The sequence below is a fragment of the Roseibium sp. HPY-6 genome, from assembly GCF_040530035.1.
Lineage (GTDB): Bacteria > Pseudomonadota > Alphaproteobacteria > Rhizobiales > Stappiaceae > Roseibium.
In genome coordinates this window covers 669,985-685,160 of the sequence record NZ_JBEWCD010000003.1, presented here as the reverse complement: position 1 = coordinate 685,160, position 15,176 = coordinate 669,985, and the positions used below count along the sequence as shown (strand labels likewise).

Below are 15,176 nucleotides of genomic sequence, written 5' to 3'. Positions count from 1 at the left end.
CAGCCAGAACGGAAAAAGGCGGCCGGATGTCTCCGGCCGCCATGAGGGTGATCTTGAACGTCTTTCTTATTGGATGATGATCTCCGGGCCCATGAAGTAGTAGGGCAGGAAGGTCGAAAGCGCCGGCACGTAGGTCACCAGAACAAGGAACAGCAGCAGCACCAGGACGAACGGTGCGGCGGCTTTCACCACCTGGACGAGGCTCATACCGGTGATACCGGACGTCACGAAGAGGTTCAGACCGATCGGCGGTGTGATCATTCCGATTTCCATATTCACAACCATCAGAATGCCAAGGTGGATCGGATCGACGCCCAGTTCCAAGCCAATCGGAAACACCACGGGAGCCACAATCAGCAGCAGGCCTGACGGTTCCATGAACTGACCGCCAATCAGCAAGATGATGTTGACCGCGATCAGGAACGTGAACCAGTTGAACCCGGCCTCGACCATCCAATCGGTTATGAACTGCGGGATCTGTTCGGCCGTCAGCGTATGCGCGAAAAGCAGAGCATTGACGATGATGAACATCAGCATAATCGTCGTCTTCGATGAATCCGTCAGAACCTTCTTGGTGTCCTTGTGGAACAGTGCGGGCAGGAATTTCCAACCGATCATGCCAAGATTCCGGCCCCAGACCTTGCCGCCGACCGCATAGGTCGCCGGCAGTTCCGCAGGCGCAAGCCCGTGCCGCAGTATCGGATAGCCGATTAGCGCCGCAATCAGAACGATGGCGCTGTCGATGCCGAACAGGGCTTCCCGGGTCGTGAACGCATAGGCAAGACCCGACCAGACAAAGACGGCAACGACGGAATAGGTGATGGTCTTGAAGCCTTTCAGACCCAACGCACCGTCGCTGTCCTCGACCCAGCCAATGCCGGCCAGCGGTCCCATGTCACGGTAGACGAACAGCGCAATAAGGCAGGCGTAGACCGCTGCAACGGCCGCTGCTTCCGTCGGCGTGAAAATGCCGCCGTAGATACCACCCAGGATGATGACCATCAGAAACAGGCCAACGGCGGCCTGCGACACCGAACTCCACAATTCCTTCCATCCAGCCCATGGCTGTGCCGGCAGTTTTTTCACCCGCGCCATAATGTAGATTGCGGTCATCAGCATCAGGCCGGCGATGATACCGGGCACGACACCTGCAAAGAACATTCTGCCGACCGAAACGTTGGTTGCGGCCGCATAGACAACCATCACGATAGACGGCGGGATCAGGATGCCAAGCGTTCCCGCGTTTGCGATGACACCGGCTGCGAATTCCTTGGTGTATCCCGCCTGGCGCATGCCTGCGATCGCGATCGTGCCAATGGCCACAACCGTCGCCGGAGAAGATCCGGACAGGGCTGCGAACAACATGCAGGCAAAAACAGCGGCGATGGCGAGACCCCCGCGTATCCAGCCGACAGCGTCGATCGAAAAGCGGATAATGCGCCGGGCAACGCCGCCGGTCGACATGAAGCTGGAGGCCAGAATGAAGAACGGGATCGCCAAAAGCGTGAAGTTCTGGGACGCGTTGAACAATTGAACGGCCACCGAACTCATGGAGTCGTGGCTGAACAGCGCGATATAGAGAACGGCGGAGAGACCGAGCGACACGGCAATCGGAACACCCAGGAACAGAAAGCCGAAAACGAAAATAAACAGAAATGCGGTTTCCATCGGCCTAGTCCTTCAACACGTCTTTGTTTTCGGCCACCAGTTCTTCCGCCTCGTGTGCGGCGATGATGGCTTCTTTCTTTCCAAGAAGGATCAGGACAAAGGCCTGGGCCGCCCGATAGGCGAGCAAGGCCAGACCGATCGGCAGGATGATGTAAGGCATCCAGCGGGGGACACGTTCCTTGACCTCAAACCACTCGACGATAAAGACCGGCCACTTGAGATCTTCCATGCCGATGGGAAGCTTGTAAAATTTCGCGACATAGGCGTAGGCGCCTCCGCTGGAGCCCTTGTTTTCCAAGGCCAGCAGAGCGCCGAACCACGCCGCCTCGAACAGGAGCGCCGCGTAGAGGATGGTCAGAGCGGCTCCGAGAAGGGCTGCAACACGGAAAAGGCGTTGGGGCAGCAGATTGATCACGGCATCGACGCCAAGGTGGGCACCGATCTTGATACCGTAGCTCATGCCGAACAAAATCAGCCAGGCAAACAGGACGCGTGTGAATTCGAGCGCGCCGCCCCAGCCGGAATTGAACCCGTAGCGGGCGACGACCTGGGAGAAAGTCACCAGGGTCATCAGTGCCAGAATGACGGCAATGACTGTCTCATCCAATGAGTCGATGAATTTCGGCCACACATAGTCCAGAACGACATAAAGGCAGAAAAACACGACGATAAGCACGACCGGCCAGTATGTGGCCAACCAGGAGCCCATATTACCCTCCCCCGTTGAGAGTATCTGAATTTTTGAAGAAGTCTGGCAATGGACGAAGAAGGCCGGTCGGCCTTCTTCGAATTATCGCCTGGTCACAGCAACTTAGCTGGCCTGATTGGACGCAACAGCCGCGTCGATCACATCCTGGCCAATATCGTCACGGAACTTGTCCCAGACCGGCTTCATGATCTCGACCCACTGGTCGCGCTCTTCCGGGGTCAGCTGGCGCACAACACCCTTGTTTTCCATGATCTTCTGCTTGTTCTCTTCGTTGATCTGCGCTGCACGCGCATTGTACTCGTCAGAGACTTCGTTGAAGATCGTCAGGAACTGGTCCTTGACGTCCGCGTCCAGGCTGTCCAGCCATTCCTGGGAAGTCACGGCAAGGTAGGTCAGCAGCTGGTGGTTGGTTTCGGTCGTGCCGTCCTGCACTTCGAAGAACTTCTGTGTGTAGATGTTGGACCAGGTGTTTTCCTGGCCATCCACAACACCTGTCTGCAGTGCGCCGTAGACTTCCTTGAACGCCAGCTTCTGCGCGTTTGCACCAAGTGCTTCGATCATGGCAACCGCCACGTCAGATGTCTGCACGCGGAACTTCAGGCCCTTGGCATCGGTCGGCTGCACGAGAGGCTTGTCAGCGGAAAACTGCTTCAGGCCGTTGAAGACATAGCCAAGACCGACGAAACCGTAGTCGGACATCGCGCCGAGAAGTTCCTGACCCTTGTCACCCTTGGTGAACGTGGTCACGGCATCCATGTTGGAGAACAGGAACGGCAGATCGAAGACACGGTACTTCAGCGTGTAGGATTCGAATTTGGACAGAGACGGTGCCGCAAGCTGGACATCGCCGAGCAACAGGGCTTCCATCACCTTGTTGTCGTCGAAAAGCTGCGAAGACGGGAACACCTGCATGCAGGCCTTACCGTCCATCTCGGTGTTGATACGGTCGGCAAGCGCAGCTGCCATTTCGCCTTTCGGGTGACCTTGAGCGGCAACCACATGGCTGAACTTGATGACGACTTCGCCGTCGCCGCACTCATCGGCCGCATGGGCGGATGATGTCATGGCAAAGGAAGCTGCTGCCGCAGCGGCGATTACAAACTTTTTCATTGGATGTCCTCCCAGACATTTCAGTATGACGGCCGTTCAGGCCGGACAGCGCAGCGGCTGGTCGCTTAGTCGTTGGCAAAACATGTGCCAGTTCACGTCGACAGGCCAAAAATGCAGGTTTTTCAACCCAGCGCCTTTGGCGTCATCCGGTCACCGGGAAGAAATTACGCAGAAAATGGGTACTCATTGACACATCAATTTTGCACGATGTGTCGAAATCGACACATAATTCAGTTCCAGAGCGCACCGCTTTTGGCGTCATGATGCATGAGCTTCTCAAGGCGAGCGAGTTTTTCGGGATTGCGGATCATGAACACCTGGCCTACCCGTCCCGTTTCCGTGAACCCCAGTGTCATTGCGGTAACGATGGTTGTCCCTTCGTATTCCACCAGACCCCGCTGACCGTTGATTTCAATTTCGAAGGTCTGGCCCTTGTCCCACAAGCGCCCAAGGATTTTGGCAATGTACTTCGAAACGGCCTCTGATCCCTGAAGTGTGCGGGTGATCGCAGTTGCCTTGCCGCCACCGTCGGTGCGCAGCTCAACACTGTCCGCCAAAAGGCCGGCGAGCCTGTCTGTTGACCCTGTCGCAAGTGCGGACATGAACTCCTTGAGAAGGGCGCTTTGCTGAGCGGCGCTTGGGACCGACCTGATGGACTGCGACCGGACGAACCGGGCTGCGCGTGAAACGAGCTGGCGGCATCCGGCTTCGCTCAGCTGAAGCGTCTCGGCGACTTCCGCATAGGGCTTGCCGAAGACTTCGCGCAGCAGGTAGGCCGCCCGCTCTTTCGGGGTCAGCCTTTCAAGCAGCATGAGAAACGCGGTCGTCAGCGACTGAGCGCGGTCCAGATCGGTCTCAGGATCCGAACCGGCATCGGTCTGCAACGGTTCCGGGATCCACGGGCCGACATAGTCGACCCGTTTCCTGTGTGCGGCCTTGAGATAGTCCAGGCAACGGTTTGTGCAGATCGTGGTTAGCAGAGCGTCGGGATTTGAGACCTCGTCTCCTTCCACGCTTTGCCATTTGACAAAGGTATCCTGAACCGCGTCTTCCGCGTCGGCCATCGATCCGAGCATGCGGTACGCAAGGCCGAGCAGACGCGGCCTTGTCTTTTCAAAAAGATCGCTGCTGGACATTATTGCCACGTCAATGGTTTGACACCTGGATCCGGTTCCAGAGATTGATCATCGCCACACAAGACGTAATGGCACTGATTTCTGCGTCTGAAAAATGTACCCGAAGATCGGTTCTCAAAGCTGAATAGTCTGTCTTCTGATCAAGCGAGGTCAAGGCTTCGGTCCAGGCCAACGCGGCTTTTTCCGCTGGCGTAAAGTCGCCGACATGCCGCCAAACGGTGAGACGCTGCAGCCGTTCCTGACTTTCACCGTCATCCAATGCTTCCTTGGTGTGCATTTTCACACAAAAGGCGCATTGGTTGATCTGCGATGCACGCAGATCCAGGAGGTGATGCAGTTTCGGGTCAAGCTCGGTCTTGCTGATTTCGCCGTTGGCAGCCACGAACTGCTGCAAGACTGAGGGAATGAAGTCCTGATAGTTGATGGAATTTGAAGTCGTCATAAGTGTCTTCCGAATGAAGTTTGAGGGAGTGACACTCCTTTGACGAGCCAGCACTTCGCTTTGTGACGAAAAGTCCTGAATTATTTTGGTGCTGGATTTCTTGCGTAGCCGCCTGGAGACAGGATCGAGTTGCAACTGGTGCCCCCCGCTGAGATCAAACCGGCTCGGCCTCGTCTCTTCCCAGTCCGTATTTGCGCATTTTTTCGTAAAGGGCCTTTCTCGAAAGCCCCAGGTTTTCATATGTCGGTTTGATCACACCGTCGTTGCGCTTGAGCTCAGCCGCGATCAGCGTGCGCTCGTAGGAAGCAACCTGCTCGAAGAGGCTGGCGCCGTTTTGCGATTGCGGTTCAGGTTGCTGTTCAAGCCCAAGAACGAACCGGTCTGCGACGTTTCTGAGTTCGCGCACATTCCCCGGCCAGTCGCGCGCCATGAGTTCGGCAAGATAAGCTTCGCCGATATCGGGAATTTCGCGCCGGTAGCGCGCTCGTGCTTCAACGGCGAGGTGCTGAAACAAAAGCGGTATGTCTTCCAGCCGGTCCCGCAGGGGCGGAATGGCGACGTGCACAACGTTCAGGCGGTAGAAGAGATCGAGGCGGAAACGACCGTCCTTGCCGGCAGCCTCGAGATCCTCCTTGGTCGCCGCGATGAAACGGACATCGAGCTCGATCGGCCTGTTTGACCCGAGCCTTTCGATCGTGCGCGTCTCGATCACTCTCAGCAGCTTGACCTGCAACTCAAGCGGCATGGATTCGATTTCATCGAGAAAGACAGTGCCGCCATGGGCATGTTCCAGCTTGCCGATCCGTTGTCCGCTCGCCCCGGTAAACGCTCCCTTTTCATGGCCGAACAGCTCGGATTCGATAATCTCGGCGGGCAGCGCGCCGCAATTGAGCGCCACGAAGGGCTTTGCCTTGCGCGGGCCCTCATCGTGAAGCGCCCGGGCGACGACCTCCTTGCCGGATCCTGTTTCGCCGAGGATCAGAATATCGGCGTCGGTCGCAGCAAGCGCCGTCACGTTTTTTCGCAGCAGATCCATGGCAGCGGTCCGCCCCACCAGGCGGCTCTCCAGTCCGGTTCTGTCCGCCAGTTCCTCGCGCAGTTTCCGGTTTTCAAGCACCAGTCTGCGCTTTTCGAGCGCCCGTTCAACTACCGACGCCAGATAGGCAACGGTGAAGGGTTTTTCCAGAAAATCGTAGGCACCTGCACGCATCGCTTCAACAGCCAGCGGGACATCACCATGACCGGTGATCAGGACGACAGGCAGCGCCGGATCTATTTCGAACGCGTTTTTCATCACCTGGAAGCCATCTGTCCCAGGCATGCGAATGTCAGTGACGAGAACGCCGTAAAAGTCGCGCTTCACGCGTTCGAGGGCTTCTTCGGGTTTGCCTGTCGCAAAAACATCCTGGCCGGTCAGCTCAAGTCCCTGGCTCAACGAGCCCCGCAAAGCCTCTTCATCATCAACCAACAGGACTGTCGCCTGATCCATAGTCTTATTCCGCTGCCAAAATATGTTCGTCCGCCACCGGCAAGCGCATCGTAAAGACGGCTCCGCCACCGTCGCGATTCGACGCTTTCAGTGATCCGGAGAAGTCATGAACGATTTTATAGGCGATCGACAAGCCCAGACCGAGCCCGGCGCCAACGTCCTTTGTGGTGAAGAAAGGATCGAAAATCTGTGGCAGAACCTCTTCCTCAATGCCGGGGCCATTGTCCGCAACTTCAAGGACGGCCTCATTTCCCTCGCGCGTCAAAGACAGGCTGATAAAAGGTGCCGGCTGCGACTGGACCGCGTCGAGCGCGTTGGAAAGAAGATTGATAACTACCTGTTCCAGACGGATGCGCCCCCCCTTGACGATGATATCCTCCGGCGGCAGGTCCATGGACAGTGCGAAGCCCGATTGCTTGATCTGTGGCTGCAGCAAGAGCATCGCCTCGTCGATGACCTGGCGGAGTGAAACAGGCTTGATATCTGTCCCGGACTTTCTGGTGAAGCCTTTCAGCGTCTTGGCAATCTCACCCATGCGCTGAACCATGCCGCCGATGCGTGTCAGATTGCCCTTGGCTTCTTCCGCACGCCCACGGTCAATCAGCATTTCGGCGATTTCGGCATCTGAACGTATGGCGGCCAGGGGCTGGTTGTACTCGTGACTGAGTGCTGCCGACATGCGCCCGAGCGTAGCCAGTTTTGCTGCCTGCACCAGTTCTGCCTGCGTTTGACGCAAGTTGGCCTCGGCCTGCTGACGTTCTCCAACCTCTCGCTCCAGATGTGTATTGGCCCGGCGCAGTTCCGCTGTGCGGCTCTGAACCCGCCGTTCCAGGCGTAGCGCGGCGGCCCTGTTGCGCCGTTCTTCACGCACAAAGTCCTCCCGCCGCGCAATCAGGAACCAGATGCCACCTGCGGCTATGACGCAGACAAGAAGTGCCACCACCATCGCCCAGCCGGACTGTTGCCGCGCATCTTCAATATCGACCAGCGTCCTGACTTTCCATTCCAGAACCGGCAAACTGGCCGTCAATTGCATATAAGGCTTGGCGGCACCCGCCGCCGGAAGCAGCAGCTGCATGCGCCCGGCAAGGGAGAGGTCCGCGACATTCCAGCTTGGATCAAGATTGTCTGCCGTCATGCCGCGTAACGCGGGTACATTGGAAACCACGACCCGGTTTCTGCCATCAAGCGCGAGGATCGGATCCTTGCTCAATGCCCAGGCCTGTTCGACATCGTCCAGGTTCACACGAACGGCCAGAACACCGAGGAAGTTTTCGCCGCGCCGCAAAGGTGATGCAAAGACATAGTTCGAAGGCGTGCCCGGTGTGCCCGGGATCAGCTCCCGGCCCAGTTGGCCCTGTCTTGCCTGCATGAAAGCGTTCGGGATCATCTGCGACCCGCCGATCGCGTTGACCGGCACGCTGTCCTGACTGGAAACGATCACACGGCCGGAAGCATCCATCAGCCAGATTTCCTCCGCACCGGACATCCCCGCAGCGATCGCGGCAATTCCAGGCTCGGCATCGGTCCTTTCCTCGTGAACAAGCCGCGCGATTTCAGGGCCCCGCGCCAGCAAGGGCGAGAGCAGACGGAATTTGTCGAGGAGGCGCTCCAGAACCGCCGTCTGAACCGCGAGATTGGCTGCAGCGCGGGTTTCTGCTTCGGCAAGTGTGATGCGCAGGCTGGCCAGCCCTGTGAGCCACACAATCATCAGTGAGGCTAAAACCAGACCGGCTCCAATCGCAATTTTCAGCTTGCGCCAGGTCAGGCGCTTGGGTCTGCGTATCATCACACCAGTATACTGCACGAAATTCTGCCGTGAAGTTGACCAAAACAGCCTAACATCCGGCGCGCGAAAAATAGCCTAAACAAGACTTCTCTGCCGCCGGTCTATCGCAACGCTCTTGATCAGGACGGTGACGTCCTTGCCGATGAAAAGCTTGAGGTCTGCAACAGACGCCCGCGTGATACGTGCCCGTATAATCTGGTCCTCAAGCGCGCACAGGATCTCCGCATAGGGTCCTGACTCCTCGGAAATACTGGTAATCCTTGCTTCAAAGGCATTACGGATCGAAAGGCCCCGGGGCGGCTCGACGGCGAGCGCGACGTCTCTTGCTCTCACACGAAGCCTGACCGTATCGCCGGATTTCGCGGGCAGATCGGGTATCTGAAGAACCGCGCCGCCAATATCGACGAAGGTCAGCCCCCAGTTGGTATCCAGGCCGGTCACGGTCCCATGGATGAGTGCACCAGCCTCGTGGCGGCCGGTCGCACGGCCAAGGTCCGTCCGTGTCAGCATATCCGCGACAGGGCCGTAAGCGGGTGTATGGCCATCGGAAAGGATGACGAGCGTGTTGGAGAGCCGAGCCACCTCCTCAATGGAATGGCTGACATAAAGGATCGGCAGGCCTGCCTCGACGCAGAGACGATCGAGATAAGGCAATATGTCGTTCCGCCTCGCCTGATCGAGGCTTGCCAATGGTTCGTCCATGATCAGCAGCTGGGGGTCGGATAACAGTGCCCGCCCAATCGCCACACGCTGTTTCTCACCACCGGACAGTGTCTCAGGCTTGCGCCCGAGCAAAGATGACAGGCCGAGCAGTTCGACAACCTCGGTAAAATCCCGGGTGCCGCTGCGCCTGCCGGCCCAGCGCGCATAGGTCAGGTTTGATTTCACACTCAGATGCGGGAAAAGGCGCGCGTCCTGAAAAACATGGCCGATCCTGCGCGCCTGGACGGACAGATCAATACCCCTGGACGCATCGAACAGGACCCTGTCCCCCAAGGCAATCCGCCCCGACGCAGGTTTGACGAGCCCGGCAATCATGTTTGTCAGCGTTGTCTTGCCGGAACCCGACTGTCCGAACAGTGAAGTTACCCCGCCGTCGCTGGCAAACTGTGCCTGAAACTCAAGCGTACCGACCTTGCCGGAGATGTCGACGTCAAGCACGGTCACCTCCCAGCTGCGCCTTCAAGCGGCGCGCGAGCAACTCCGATGCGATCAGGGCCGCAAAGGCAACGAAAGTTGCGATCAGTGTCAACCTGAAAGCCGCGAGGTCGCCGCTCGGTGTCTGTGTTGCCGTGTAGAGCGCGAGCGCAAGCGTTCGGGTCTCGCCTGGAATGTTCGAGACAAAGGTGATTGTAGCGCCAAACTCTCCCATTGCCTTGGCAAATCCGAGAATTGCGCCGCCTAGGATGCCGGGCAGTGCCAGCGGTAGCGTTACGGTCAGAAAGCTGACGACCTTGCGTGCGCCCAGAGATTTTGCAGCTTCTTCGAGTTTCGGATCGACAGCCTCGAAAGACAGGCGGATCGGGCGCACCATCAGTGGGAACGCCATCACGCCGGCCGCGAGTGCCGCGCCCGTCCAGTTGAAAGCGAAACTGATGCCGAAGACGTTTTCCAGAAACGATCCGACCGGTCCTTTGCGCCCGAACGCCAGCAGCAGAACATACCCGGTGACAACGGGTGGCAGAACGAGCGGCAGGTGAACGAGCGCATTGACAATGCCATGGCCCGGAAAGCGGTACCGGGCAAGCAGGTAGGCGACAAGCACGGCCAGAGGCAGGGAAACTGCGAGCGCCACTGCGGCGACCCTCAAGGTCAGCAAGAGAGCTTGCCACTCGTCTGGTTGAAGATCGAATACGTTCACGTGCGCCCGGTCTGTAGATCAAACTGACCGCGCAAGGTCAGCGGTCTAATCCACCTTATCGGTCACAAACCCCAGAGATTGCAAGATTTCTTGTGACTGTTCGCTGGTCAGAAACTCCAGGAACGCGTCCGCCGCCTCGCTTGATCCCGACGACGTGCGTGCGGCGAGGTACTGAATCTCCGGATGGCTGGAAAGCGGCAACTCGGCCAGAATGGATACGGCGGGCTCGATAACGGCGTCTGTCCGATACACCAGCCCAAGCGGTGTGTCACCACGCGCGACCGATGCCAGCGCAACACGCACGTTTTCCATGGGCGCTAGACGCCCGGAAACACTTTGCCAGATGCCCAAGTCTTCAAGGGCGGCGCGGCCGTAGCGACCTGCCGGCACCGTGTCCGGATCGGCAATCGCCAATCGCTCCCCATCAAGACGGCCATCAAGCACCGCTGCCGTCAGCGAAAGGGGTTCATCGTCTTTTTGCCCGATCAAAACGAGCGCGTTGGACGCAATCTGCCGGACCGACCCGGGATCCACGGCGTCCCTTTCAACTGCATAATCCATCCAGTCAGCGTCAGCGGACACGAAGATGTCCGCCGGTGCACCGGCTTCCACCTGTCGTGCGAGTATTCCCGTTCCCGCAAACGAAAACACCACGCTTTTGCCGGTGTCGGCTTCGTATGCAGAGCCAATGCGTTCAAGGGCTTCACGCATGCTCGCGGCCGCAAAAACCGTCAAATCCGACCCGGCGGCCGCAATCGGAATTGGCCCGGTCAGAAGGGTAACAAAGAGGATCAGGCGTAAAAGCATCCGTGCTCCGGGTTTGGCGTCGATCCGATTGCTAGTTGATCCGCTTCAAGTCTTCAACGGCACTCTTATGCGTTTGCCCGCCGGTCTTCCCGGATCATGTCAGACCCTTTTTCGGCGATCATGACCGTGGGCGCATTGGTGTTGCCGGATGTGATGGACGGCATGACCGATGCGTCCACCACACGAATGTTCTCAAACCCCCGCAGTTTCAGACGGCCATCAACGACCGACGCCTCGTCGGTACCCATCCGGCAGGTGCTGACCGGATGAAAAATTGTCGTTCCGATGTCCCCTGCCGCTTTCACCAGCTCATCCTCGCTGGTGTAATCGGGCCCCGGTAGAAACTCCTCCGGTTCGTAAGGCTGCATGGCGGGGGACGCCATGATCCTGCGGGTCAGGCGAATGGCGTCAGCGGCTACCCGCTTGTCGGCTTCTGCCGAAAGGTAATTGGGTTTTATGTCCGGCTGGTCTGATGTGTTCGTCGAGGCAATGTGAACGCTGCCCCGGCTTTCCGGGCGAAGGTTGCAGACACTTGCCGTCATCGCCGGGAAAGCATGCAACGGCTCACCGAACTTGGGCAGTGACAGCGGTTGCACGTGATACTGCACATTGGGCGTCTCAAACGACGGATCCGTGCGGGCAAAAACACCCAGCTGGCTGGGCGCCATAGACATCGGACCGGAGCGTTTGAAGAGGTATTCAAGCCCGATCTTCGCCTTGCCGACCCAGCTGCCGGCAAGTTCGTTCATGGTGAGGGCGTTCTTCACCTTGAAAACCGGTCTCAGTTGCAGGTGGTCCTGCAGGTTTTCGCCGACATTGCGACTTTCCGAAAGCGGTTCGATGCCTGCTGCCTTGAGAACATCCGGCCGACCGATTCCTGACAGTTCAAGAAGTTGCGGCGAGCCGATGGCGCCGGACGCAACAATCAGTTCACCGTCAACCTGCACTTTGGCCTCAGATCCGGCGACCTTCAGCTTGAGCCCTGTTGCCATGCCGTTTTCGAACAGGATCCGCTCAACATGGGCTTCAGTCTGTACACGAAGGTTGGGCCGGTCGGCGGCCGGCTTTAAAAAAGCCTTTGCCCCGTTCCACCGCAGGCCCGATTTCTGGGTGACCTGAAAATAGGCTGATCCGAAATTGTCGCCGCCGTTGAAATCCCGGGTCTTAGGTATACCGTTTTGCTCGCACGCATCGCGAAACGCATCAAGCAGCTCCCATGACATCCGCTGCTCTTCAACACGCAGATTTCCGCCTTGCGCATGATGGTCATCGTCCCAGCTGTAGTGGTCTTCCGATTTTCTGAAGTATGGGAGAACGTCGTCCCATCCCCATCCGGCTAGCCCGAGCTGGCGCCAATGATCATAGTCCCAGGCCTGTCCGCGCATGTAGATCATGCCGTTGATCGACGAACAGCCGCCCAGAACCTTGCCGCGCGGATATAGCAACGAGCGCCCGTTCAACCCGGGATCGGAGGCGGTCTTGAAGCCCCAATCAACGCGAGGATTGCCGATGCAATGAAGGTAACCAACCGGGATATGGATCCAGATATAGTTGTCGCGTTTGCCGGCTTCGAGCAAAAGCACCTTAACATCCGGGTCTTCGGACAACCTGTTGGCAAGAACACACCCTGCAGTTCCCGCGCCGACAATTACATAGTCCCATGAACCGAGATCCTGCATCTATCCTCCCACACCTTGTTTGCCCGATGGAGGCACGAGAGAACGCAGTGGTCAAGCTAGCCACCAGTAGAAACAGGCCTCGTTCGCGAACGGAGTTCGCCATGGCAGCTGCAAACTGGCCGCATACAGGCAATGATACGCTCACTTACTTCAGAGGCAGACAAGCCGACATGACAATCAGATTGTCAGAGCAGATATCCGATACAGACACCTATTTAAGTCTTCGCGCTGCCGGAGGATTGAGCTCTTACGACAGGGATGCGGCCGACATCGGGCTCAAAAACAGCCTCTATTCAGTGATGCTGCTTGACCAGGATCGGACCATCGGCATGGGACGTCTCGTGGGTGACGGCGGGTGCTTTGTTCAAGTCGCCGACATTATCGTCCATCCGGATTTCCAGGGCCGGGGCCTTGGCAAGAAAATCATGGAAGCTTTGACTTCCTTCATCGAGACAAGGCTGCCACCTTCCATTTATGTGAGCCTGATCGCAGACGTTCCGGCAAATCACCTCTACGAGCAGTTCGGTTTTCGCGAAACCGCTCCGAGTTCCCTTGGCATGGCAAGACGCGGGCGGTGATCGCGTTTACATAATTCTTACGAGACTTTGCGACAACTGATCTCGTTATGTCAGCGAGGCTTCGGGGATGTCCAACTCAGTACAGCGCAGCCTGGAAGGCACTTTTCTGACGGTGTATCACGTCATTTGCCGTATCTACCGACCGTTGCGCAGCTGGCTCGGTGCCGGGATCCTTGCCCTCTTCGTTCTTATGACAGCTGCCGTGATACACATCTTCCCGGTCTCCAACTGGGATATGCTGGCCTACACGGCAGCAATCATTGAGCCTGAGACTGACAACATTGGCACCCTGCACGCTCAAACCTACGCGCTTGTTCGAGAGAATATCTCAGACGGCGAGTACACAACGCTGACCGAAGACCGGCCCTACCGTATCCATCAGGCGAAGGACGCGGATGCCTTCCACACGATGCTCGGCTTCTACCGGCTCAAGGTTCTCTATGTGGAAACGGCGCGCCTGCTCGCACCGTTTACCGGACCGGTCGAGGCACTGCGACTGATCTCGATACTGTCGGTTGTTGCGGTCGGCGGCGTATTGTTGGCCTGGATGGGGAGAACGGGAACGCTGGTGTATGGGCCCGTCGTGGTTGCGATGCTGATGCTGTCGTCCTTCGGATACGCAGCCCAGCTCATTTCACCGGATCTCTATGCGACGTTTTTCCTGCTCTTGGCCGCTCTTTTTTACGTGGAACGCCTGGATATCCCGGCGGCCCTCTGTCTTATCGGAGCGTTTCTCGTCCGTCCCGATCATCTGGCATTTATCGGAGTGTTTTTTGTTTTCGCGGCGATCTACGGGCCGGGCCGCTGGTCGATCACGGGGTGCTTTGCCGCTTGCCTTGCAATTTATCTCTGGCTGACCCGCGGCTCGGATCACCCGGGCTGGTGGATCCATATGTGGTTCACACATATTGAATACGTGCCGACGCTCGAAGGCTTCGATCCTCCGTTTTCCGTCGGAACCTATGTCGAAATGCTGTTGCGTTCGACAGTCAGGGCCCTGATGGGCTTTACATGGATTGCCGTCCTGTTCGCGCTTGCGATGTTTTTTGCCCGCTGTATTTCCCCGGGAAAGATGGATCAAAGGTCACTGGTACTGCTCTATGCGGTGTTCACATCGATCTGCGCCAAGTATCTGGTTTTTCCGCATTATGAAACCCGGTTCTATCTGCCCTACCTCCTCATCATGGGCATGATCTTGCTGGTCAGCTGGCATCGCCAGCAGACATCCGACGCGTGACGGCTCGCAAATCGGGTCGCGTTCAAAAGGACCGGATCCTAGGCTTTCCTCAGAATGAATGAGGAGTTCACCCATGTTTCAGATCCACCCGCTTCCAGCAGAGCAATTTTCGCAATTCTACGGTCTTTCGGATGAAGAACTGGCACGCCGCAACATTCAGGTTCACATCTCGAATGGTGCATCTCCCTGCCGGGTCTCACTATCCGACGCTGCCCAAGGTGAAAGAGTTCTGCTGTTAAACTTTGAGCATCAGCCGGCGGAAACACCCTACCGGTCGCGTCACGCAATTTTTGTCGCCGACGGCGCGAAGGAGCACCGCCCCGATACGGATTGCGTGCCGCCGTCCATAGCGAGCAGGTTGCTTTCGGTCCGGGCGTTCGATTCCAATCACGAAATGATCGATGCGGAGGTTGTCGATGGTGAGGAGGTCACGGATCTGATCTCCACATTCTTCGCCAATTCAAAGGTGGCGTATCTACATTTGCATTTCGCCCGGCGCGGGTGTTTCGCAGCAAAAGTAACGCGTGCGGACAACTAGTTTAGAGGCTATCGAACGGCGTTCGAACAGGAATGGCACCTCTTACCGGGTGCCATTTTTCGTTTCGGAACCCAAAGGCGACAGGGTCTTGAAGCCTCGCCCAACAGGTACCTGTTTTTTAGGCGAACTGGTT

General features: G+C 57.6%; 14 protein-coding genes. 3 read left to right on the top strand and 11 right to left on the bottom strand.

Annotated features, from left to right (window positions below; genetic code table 11):
• Positions 1–66 precede the first annotated feature (66 nt).
• From ABVF61_RS29225 to ABVF61_RS29175, 11 genes are all read right to left on the bottom strand, one after another.
• Positions 67–1,668: a TRAP transporter large permease gene (locus ABVF61_RS29225; RefSeq protein ID WP_353997130.1), complete on the bottom strand. Its 1,602-nt coding sequence runs from the start codon at positions 1,666–1,668 to the stop codon at positions 67–69.
• A gap of 4 nt (positions 1,669–1,672) precedes the next feature.
• Positions 1,673–2,377 carry a TRAP transporter small permease gene (locus ABVF61_RS29220; protein ID WP_353997129.1) on the bottom strand — a complete coding sequence of 235 codons (705 nt, stop codon included), beginning with the start codon at positions 2,375–2,377 and terminating at the stop codon, positions 1,673–1,675.
• Positions 2,378–2,479: 102 nt separating this feature from the next.
• Complete coding sequence (locus ABVF61_RS29215) at positions 2,480–3,487, bottom strand: DctP family TRAP transporter solute-binding subunit (protein WP_353997128.1); 1,008 nt, start codon at positions 3,485–3,487, stop codon at positions 2,480–2,482.
• 230 nt (positions 3,488–3,717) lie between these two features.
• Entirely contained in the window at positions 3,718–4,623 is a 906-nt protein-coding gene (sigJ, locus tag ABVF61_RS29210; RefSeq protein ID WP_353997127.1) for an RNA polymerase sigma factor SigJ, read from the bottom strand.
• Positions 4,624–4,633: 10 nt separating this feature from the next.
• Positions 4,634–5,065, bottom strand: coding sequence for a carboxymuconolactone decarboxylase family protein (locus ABVF61_RS29205; protein ID WP_353997126.1), 432 nt, complete (start codon positions 5,063–5,065; stop codon positions 4,634–4,636).
• Between the two features lie 154 nt (positions 5,066–5,219).
• Positions 5,220–6,554 carry a sigma-54-dependent transcriptional regulator gene (locus ABVF61_RS29200; protein WP_353997125.1) on the bottom strand — a complete coding sequence of 445 codons (1,335 nt, stop codon included), beginning with the start codon at positions 6,552–6,554 and terminating at the stop codon, positions 5,220–5,222.
• 4 nt (positions 6,555–6,558) lie between these two features.
• Complete coding sequence (locus ABVF61_RS29195; protein WP_353997124.1) at positions 6,559–8,361, bottom strand: sensor histidine kinase; 1,803 nt, start codon at positions 8,359–8,361, stop codon at positions 6,559–6,561.
• A 57-nt stretch (positions 8,362–8,418) separates the two neighbouring features.
• Entirely contained in the window at positions 8,419–9,510 is a 1,092-nt protein-coding gene (gene modC, locus ABVF61_RS29190) for a molybdenum ABC transporter ATP-binding protein (protein WP_502950028.1), read from the bottom strand.
• The gene (gene modB, locus ABVF61_RS29185; protein ID WP_353997122.1) at positions 9,497–10,204 is read right to left on the bottom strand and encodes a molybdate ABC transporter permease subunit; all 708 of its coding nucleotides are present in this window, start codon (positions 10,202–10,204) and stop codon (positions 9,497–9,499) included. Before modB ends, modC begins: the two co-directional genes overlap by 14 nt.
• 45 nt (positions 10,205–10,249) lie before the next feature.
• Complete coding sequence (gene modA / locus ABVF61_RS29180) at positions 10,250–11,011, bottom strand: molybdate ABC transporter substrate-binding protein (protein WP_353997121.1); 762 nt, start codon at positions 11,009–11,011, stop codon at positions 10,250–10,252.
• A gap of 65 nt (positions 11,012–11,076) precedes the next feature.
• On the bottom strand, positions 11,077–12,690 hold the full coding sequence (locus ABVF61_RS29175) for a GMC family oxidoreductase (protein ID WP_353997120.1): 1,614 nt from the start codon (positions 12,688–12,690) through the stop codon (positions 11,077–11,079).
• A gap of 101 nt (positions 12,691–12,791) precedes the next feature.
• Here ABVF61_RS29175 and ABVF61_RS29170 point away from each other — a divergent pair, with 101 nt between their 5' ends.
• The 3 genes from ABVF61_RS29170 (at position 12,792) to ABVF61_RS29160 (ending at position 15,043) form a co-directional block, all read left to right on the top strand.
• On the top strand, positions 12,792–13,268 hold the full coding sequence (locus ABVF61_RS29170; RefSeq protein ID WP_353997119.1) for a GNAT family N-acetyltransferase: 477 nt from the start codon (positions 12,792–12,794) through the stop codon (positions 13,266–13,268).
• 67 nt (positions 13,269–13,335) lie between these two features.
• Positions 13,336–14,505, top strand: coding sequence for a hypothetical protein (locus tag ABVF61_RS29165; protein WP_353997118.1), 1,170 nt, complete (start codon positions 13,336–13,338; stop codon positions 14,503–14,505).
• A gap of 73 nt (positions 14,506–14,578) precedes the next feature.
• On the top strand, positions 14,579–15,043 hold the full coding sequence (locus tag ABVF61_RS29160; RefSeq protein ID WP_353997117.1) for a DUF1203 domain-containing protein: 465 nt from the start codon (positions 14,579–14,581) through the stop codon (positions 15,041–15,043).
• Positions 15,044–15,176: the final 133 nt, after the last annotated feature.

Excerpts from the sequence above, each read along its gene's own strand:
- ABVF61_RS29165 (WP_353997118.1), top strand. The coding sequence starts at position 13,336 with ATGTCCAACTCAGTACAGCGCAGCCTGGAAGGCACTTTTCTGACGGTG.
- ABVF61_RS29175 (WP_353997120.1), bottom strand. The coding sequence starts at position 12,690 with ATGCAGGATCTCGGTTCATGGGACTATGTAATTGTCGGCGCGGGAACT.
- ABVF61_RS29200 (WP_353997125.1), bottom strand. The coding sequence starts at position 6,554 with ATGGATCAGGCGACAGTCCTGTTGGTTGATGATGAAGAGGCTTTGCGG.
- ABVF61_RS29160 (WP_353997117.1), top strand. The coding sequence starts at position 14,579 with ATGTTTCAGATCCACCCGCTTCCAGCAGAGCAATTTTCGCAATTCTAC.
- sigJ (WP_353997127.1), bottom strand. The coding sequence starts at position 4,623 with ATGTCCAGCAGCGATCTTTTTGAAAAGACAAGGCCGCGTCTGCTCGGC.
- ABVF61_RS29215 (WP_353997128.1), bottom strand. The coding sequence starts at position 3,487 with ATGAAAAAGTTTGTAATCGCCGCTGCGGCAGCAGCTTCCTTTGCCATG.
- ABVF61_RS29205 (WP_353997126.1), bottom strand. The coding sequence starts at position 5,065 with ATGACGACTTCAAATTCCATCAACTATCAGGACTTCATTCCCTCAGTC.
- ABVF61_RS29225 (WP_353997130.1), bottom strand. The coding sequence starts at position 1,668 with ATGGAAACCGCATTTCTGTTTATTTTCGTTTTCGGCTTTCTGTTCCTG.
- ABVF61_RS29170 (WP_353997119.1), top strand. The coding sequence starts at position 12,792 with ATGGCAGCTGCAAACTGGCCGCATACAGGCAATGATACGCTCACTTAC.
- ABVF61_RS29220 (WP_353997129.1), bottom strand. The coding sequence starts at position 2,377 with ATGGGCTCCTGGTTGGCCACATACTGGCCGGTCGTGCTTATCGTCGTG.
- modA (WP_353997121.1), bottom strand. The coding sequence starts at position 11,011 with ATGCTTTTACGCCTGATCCTCTTTGTTACCCTTCTGACCGGGCCAATT.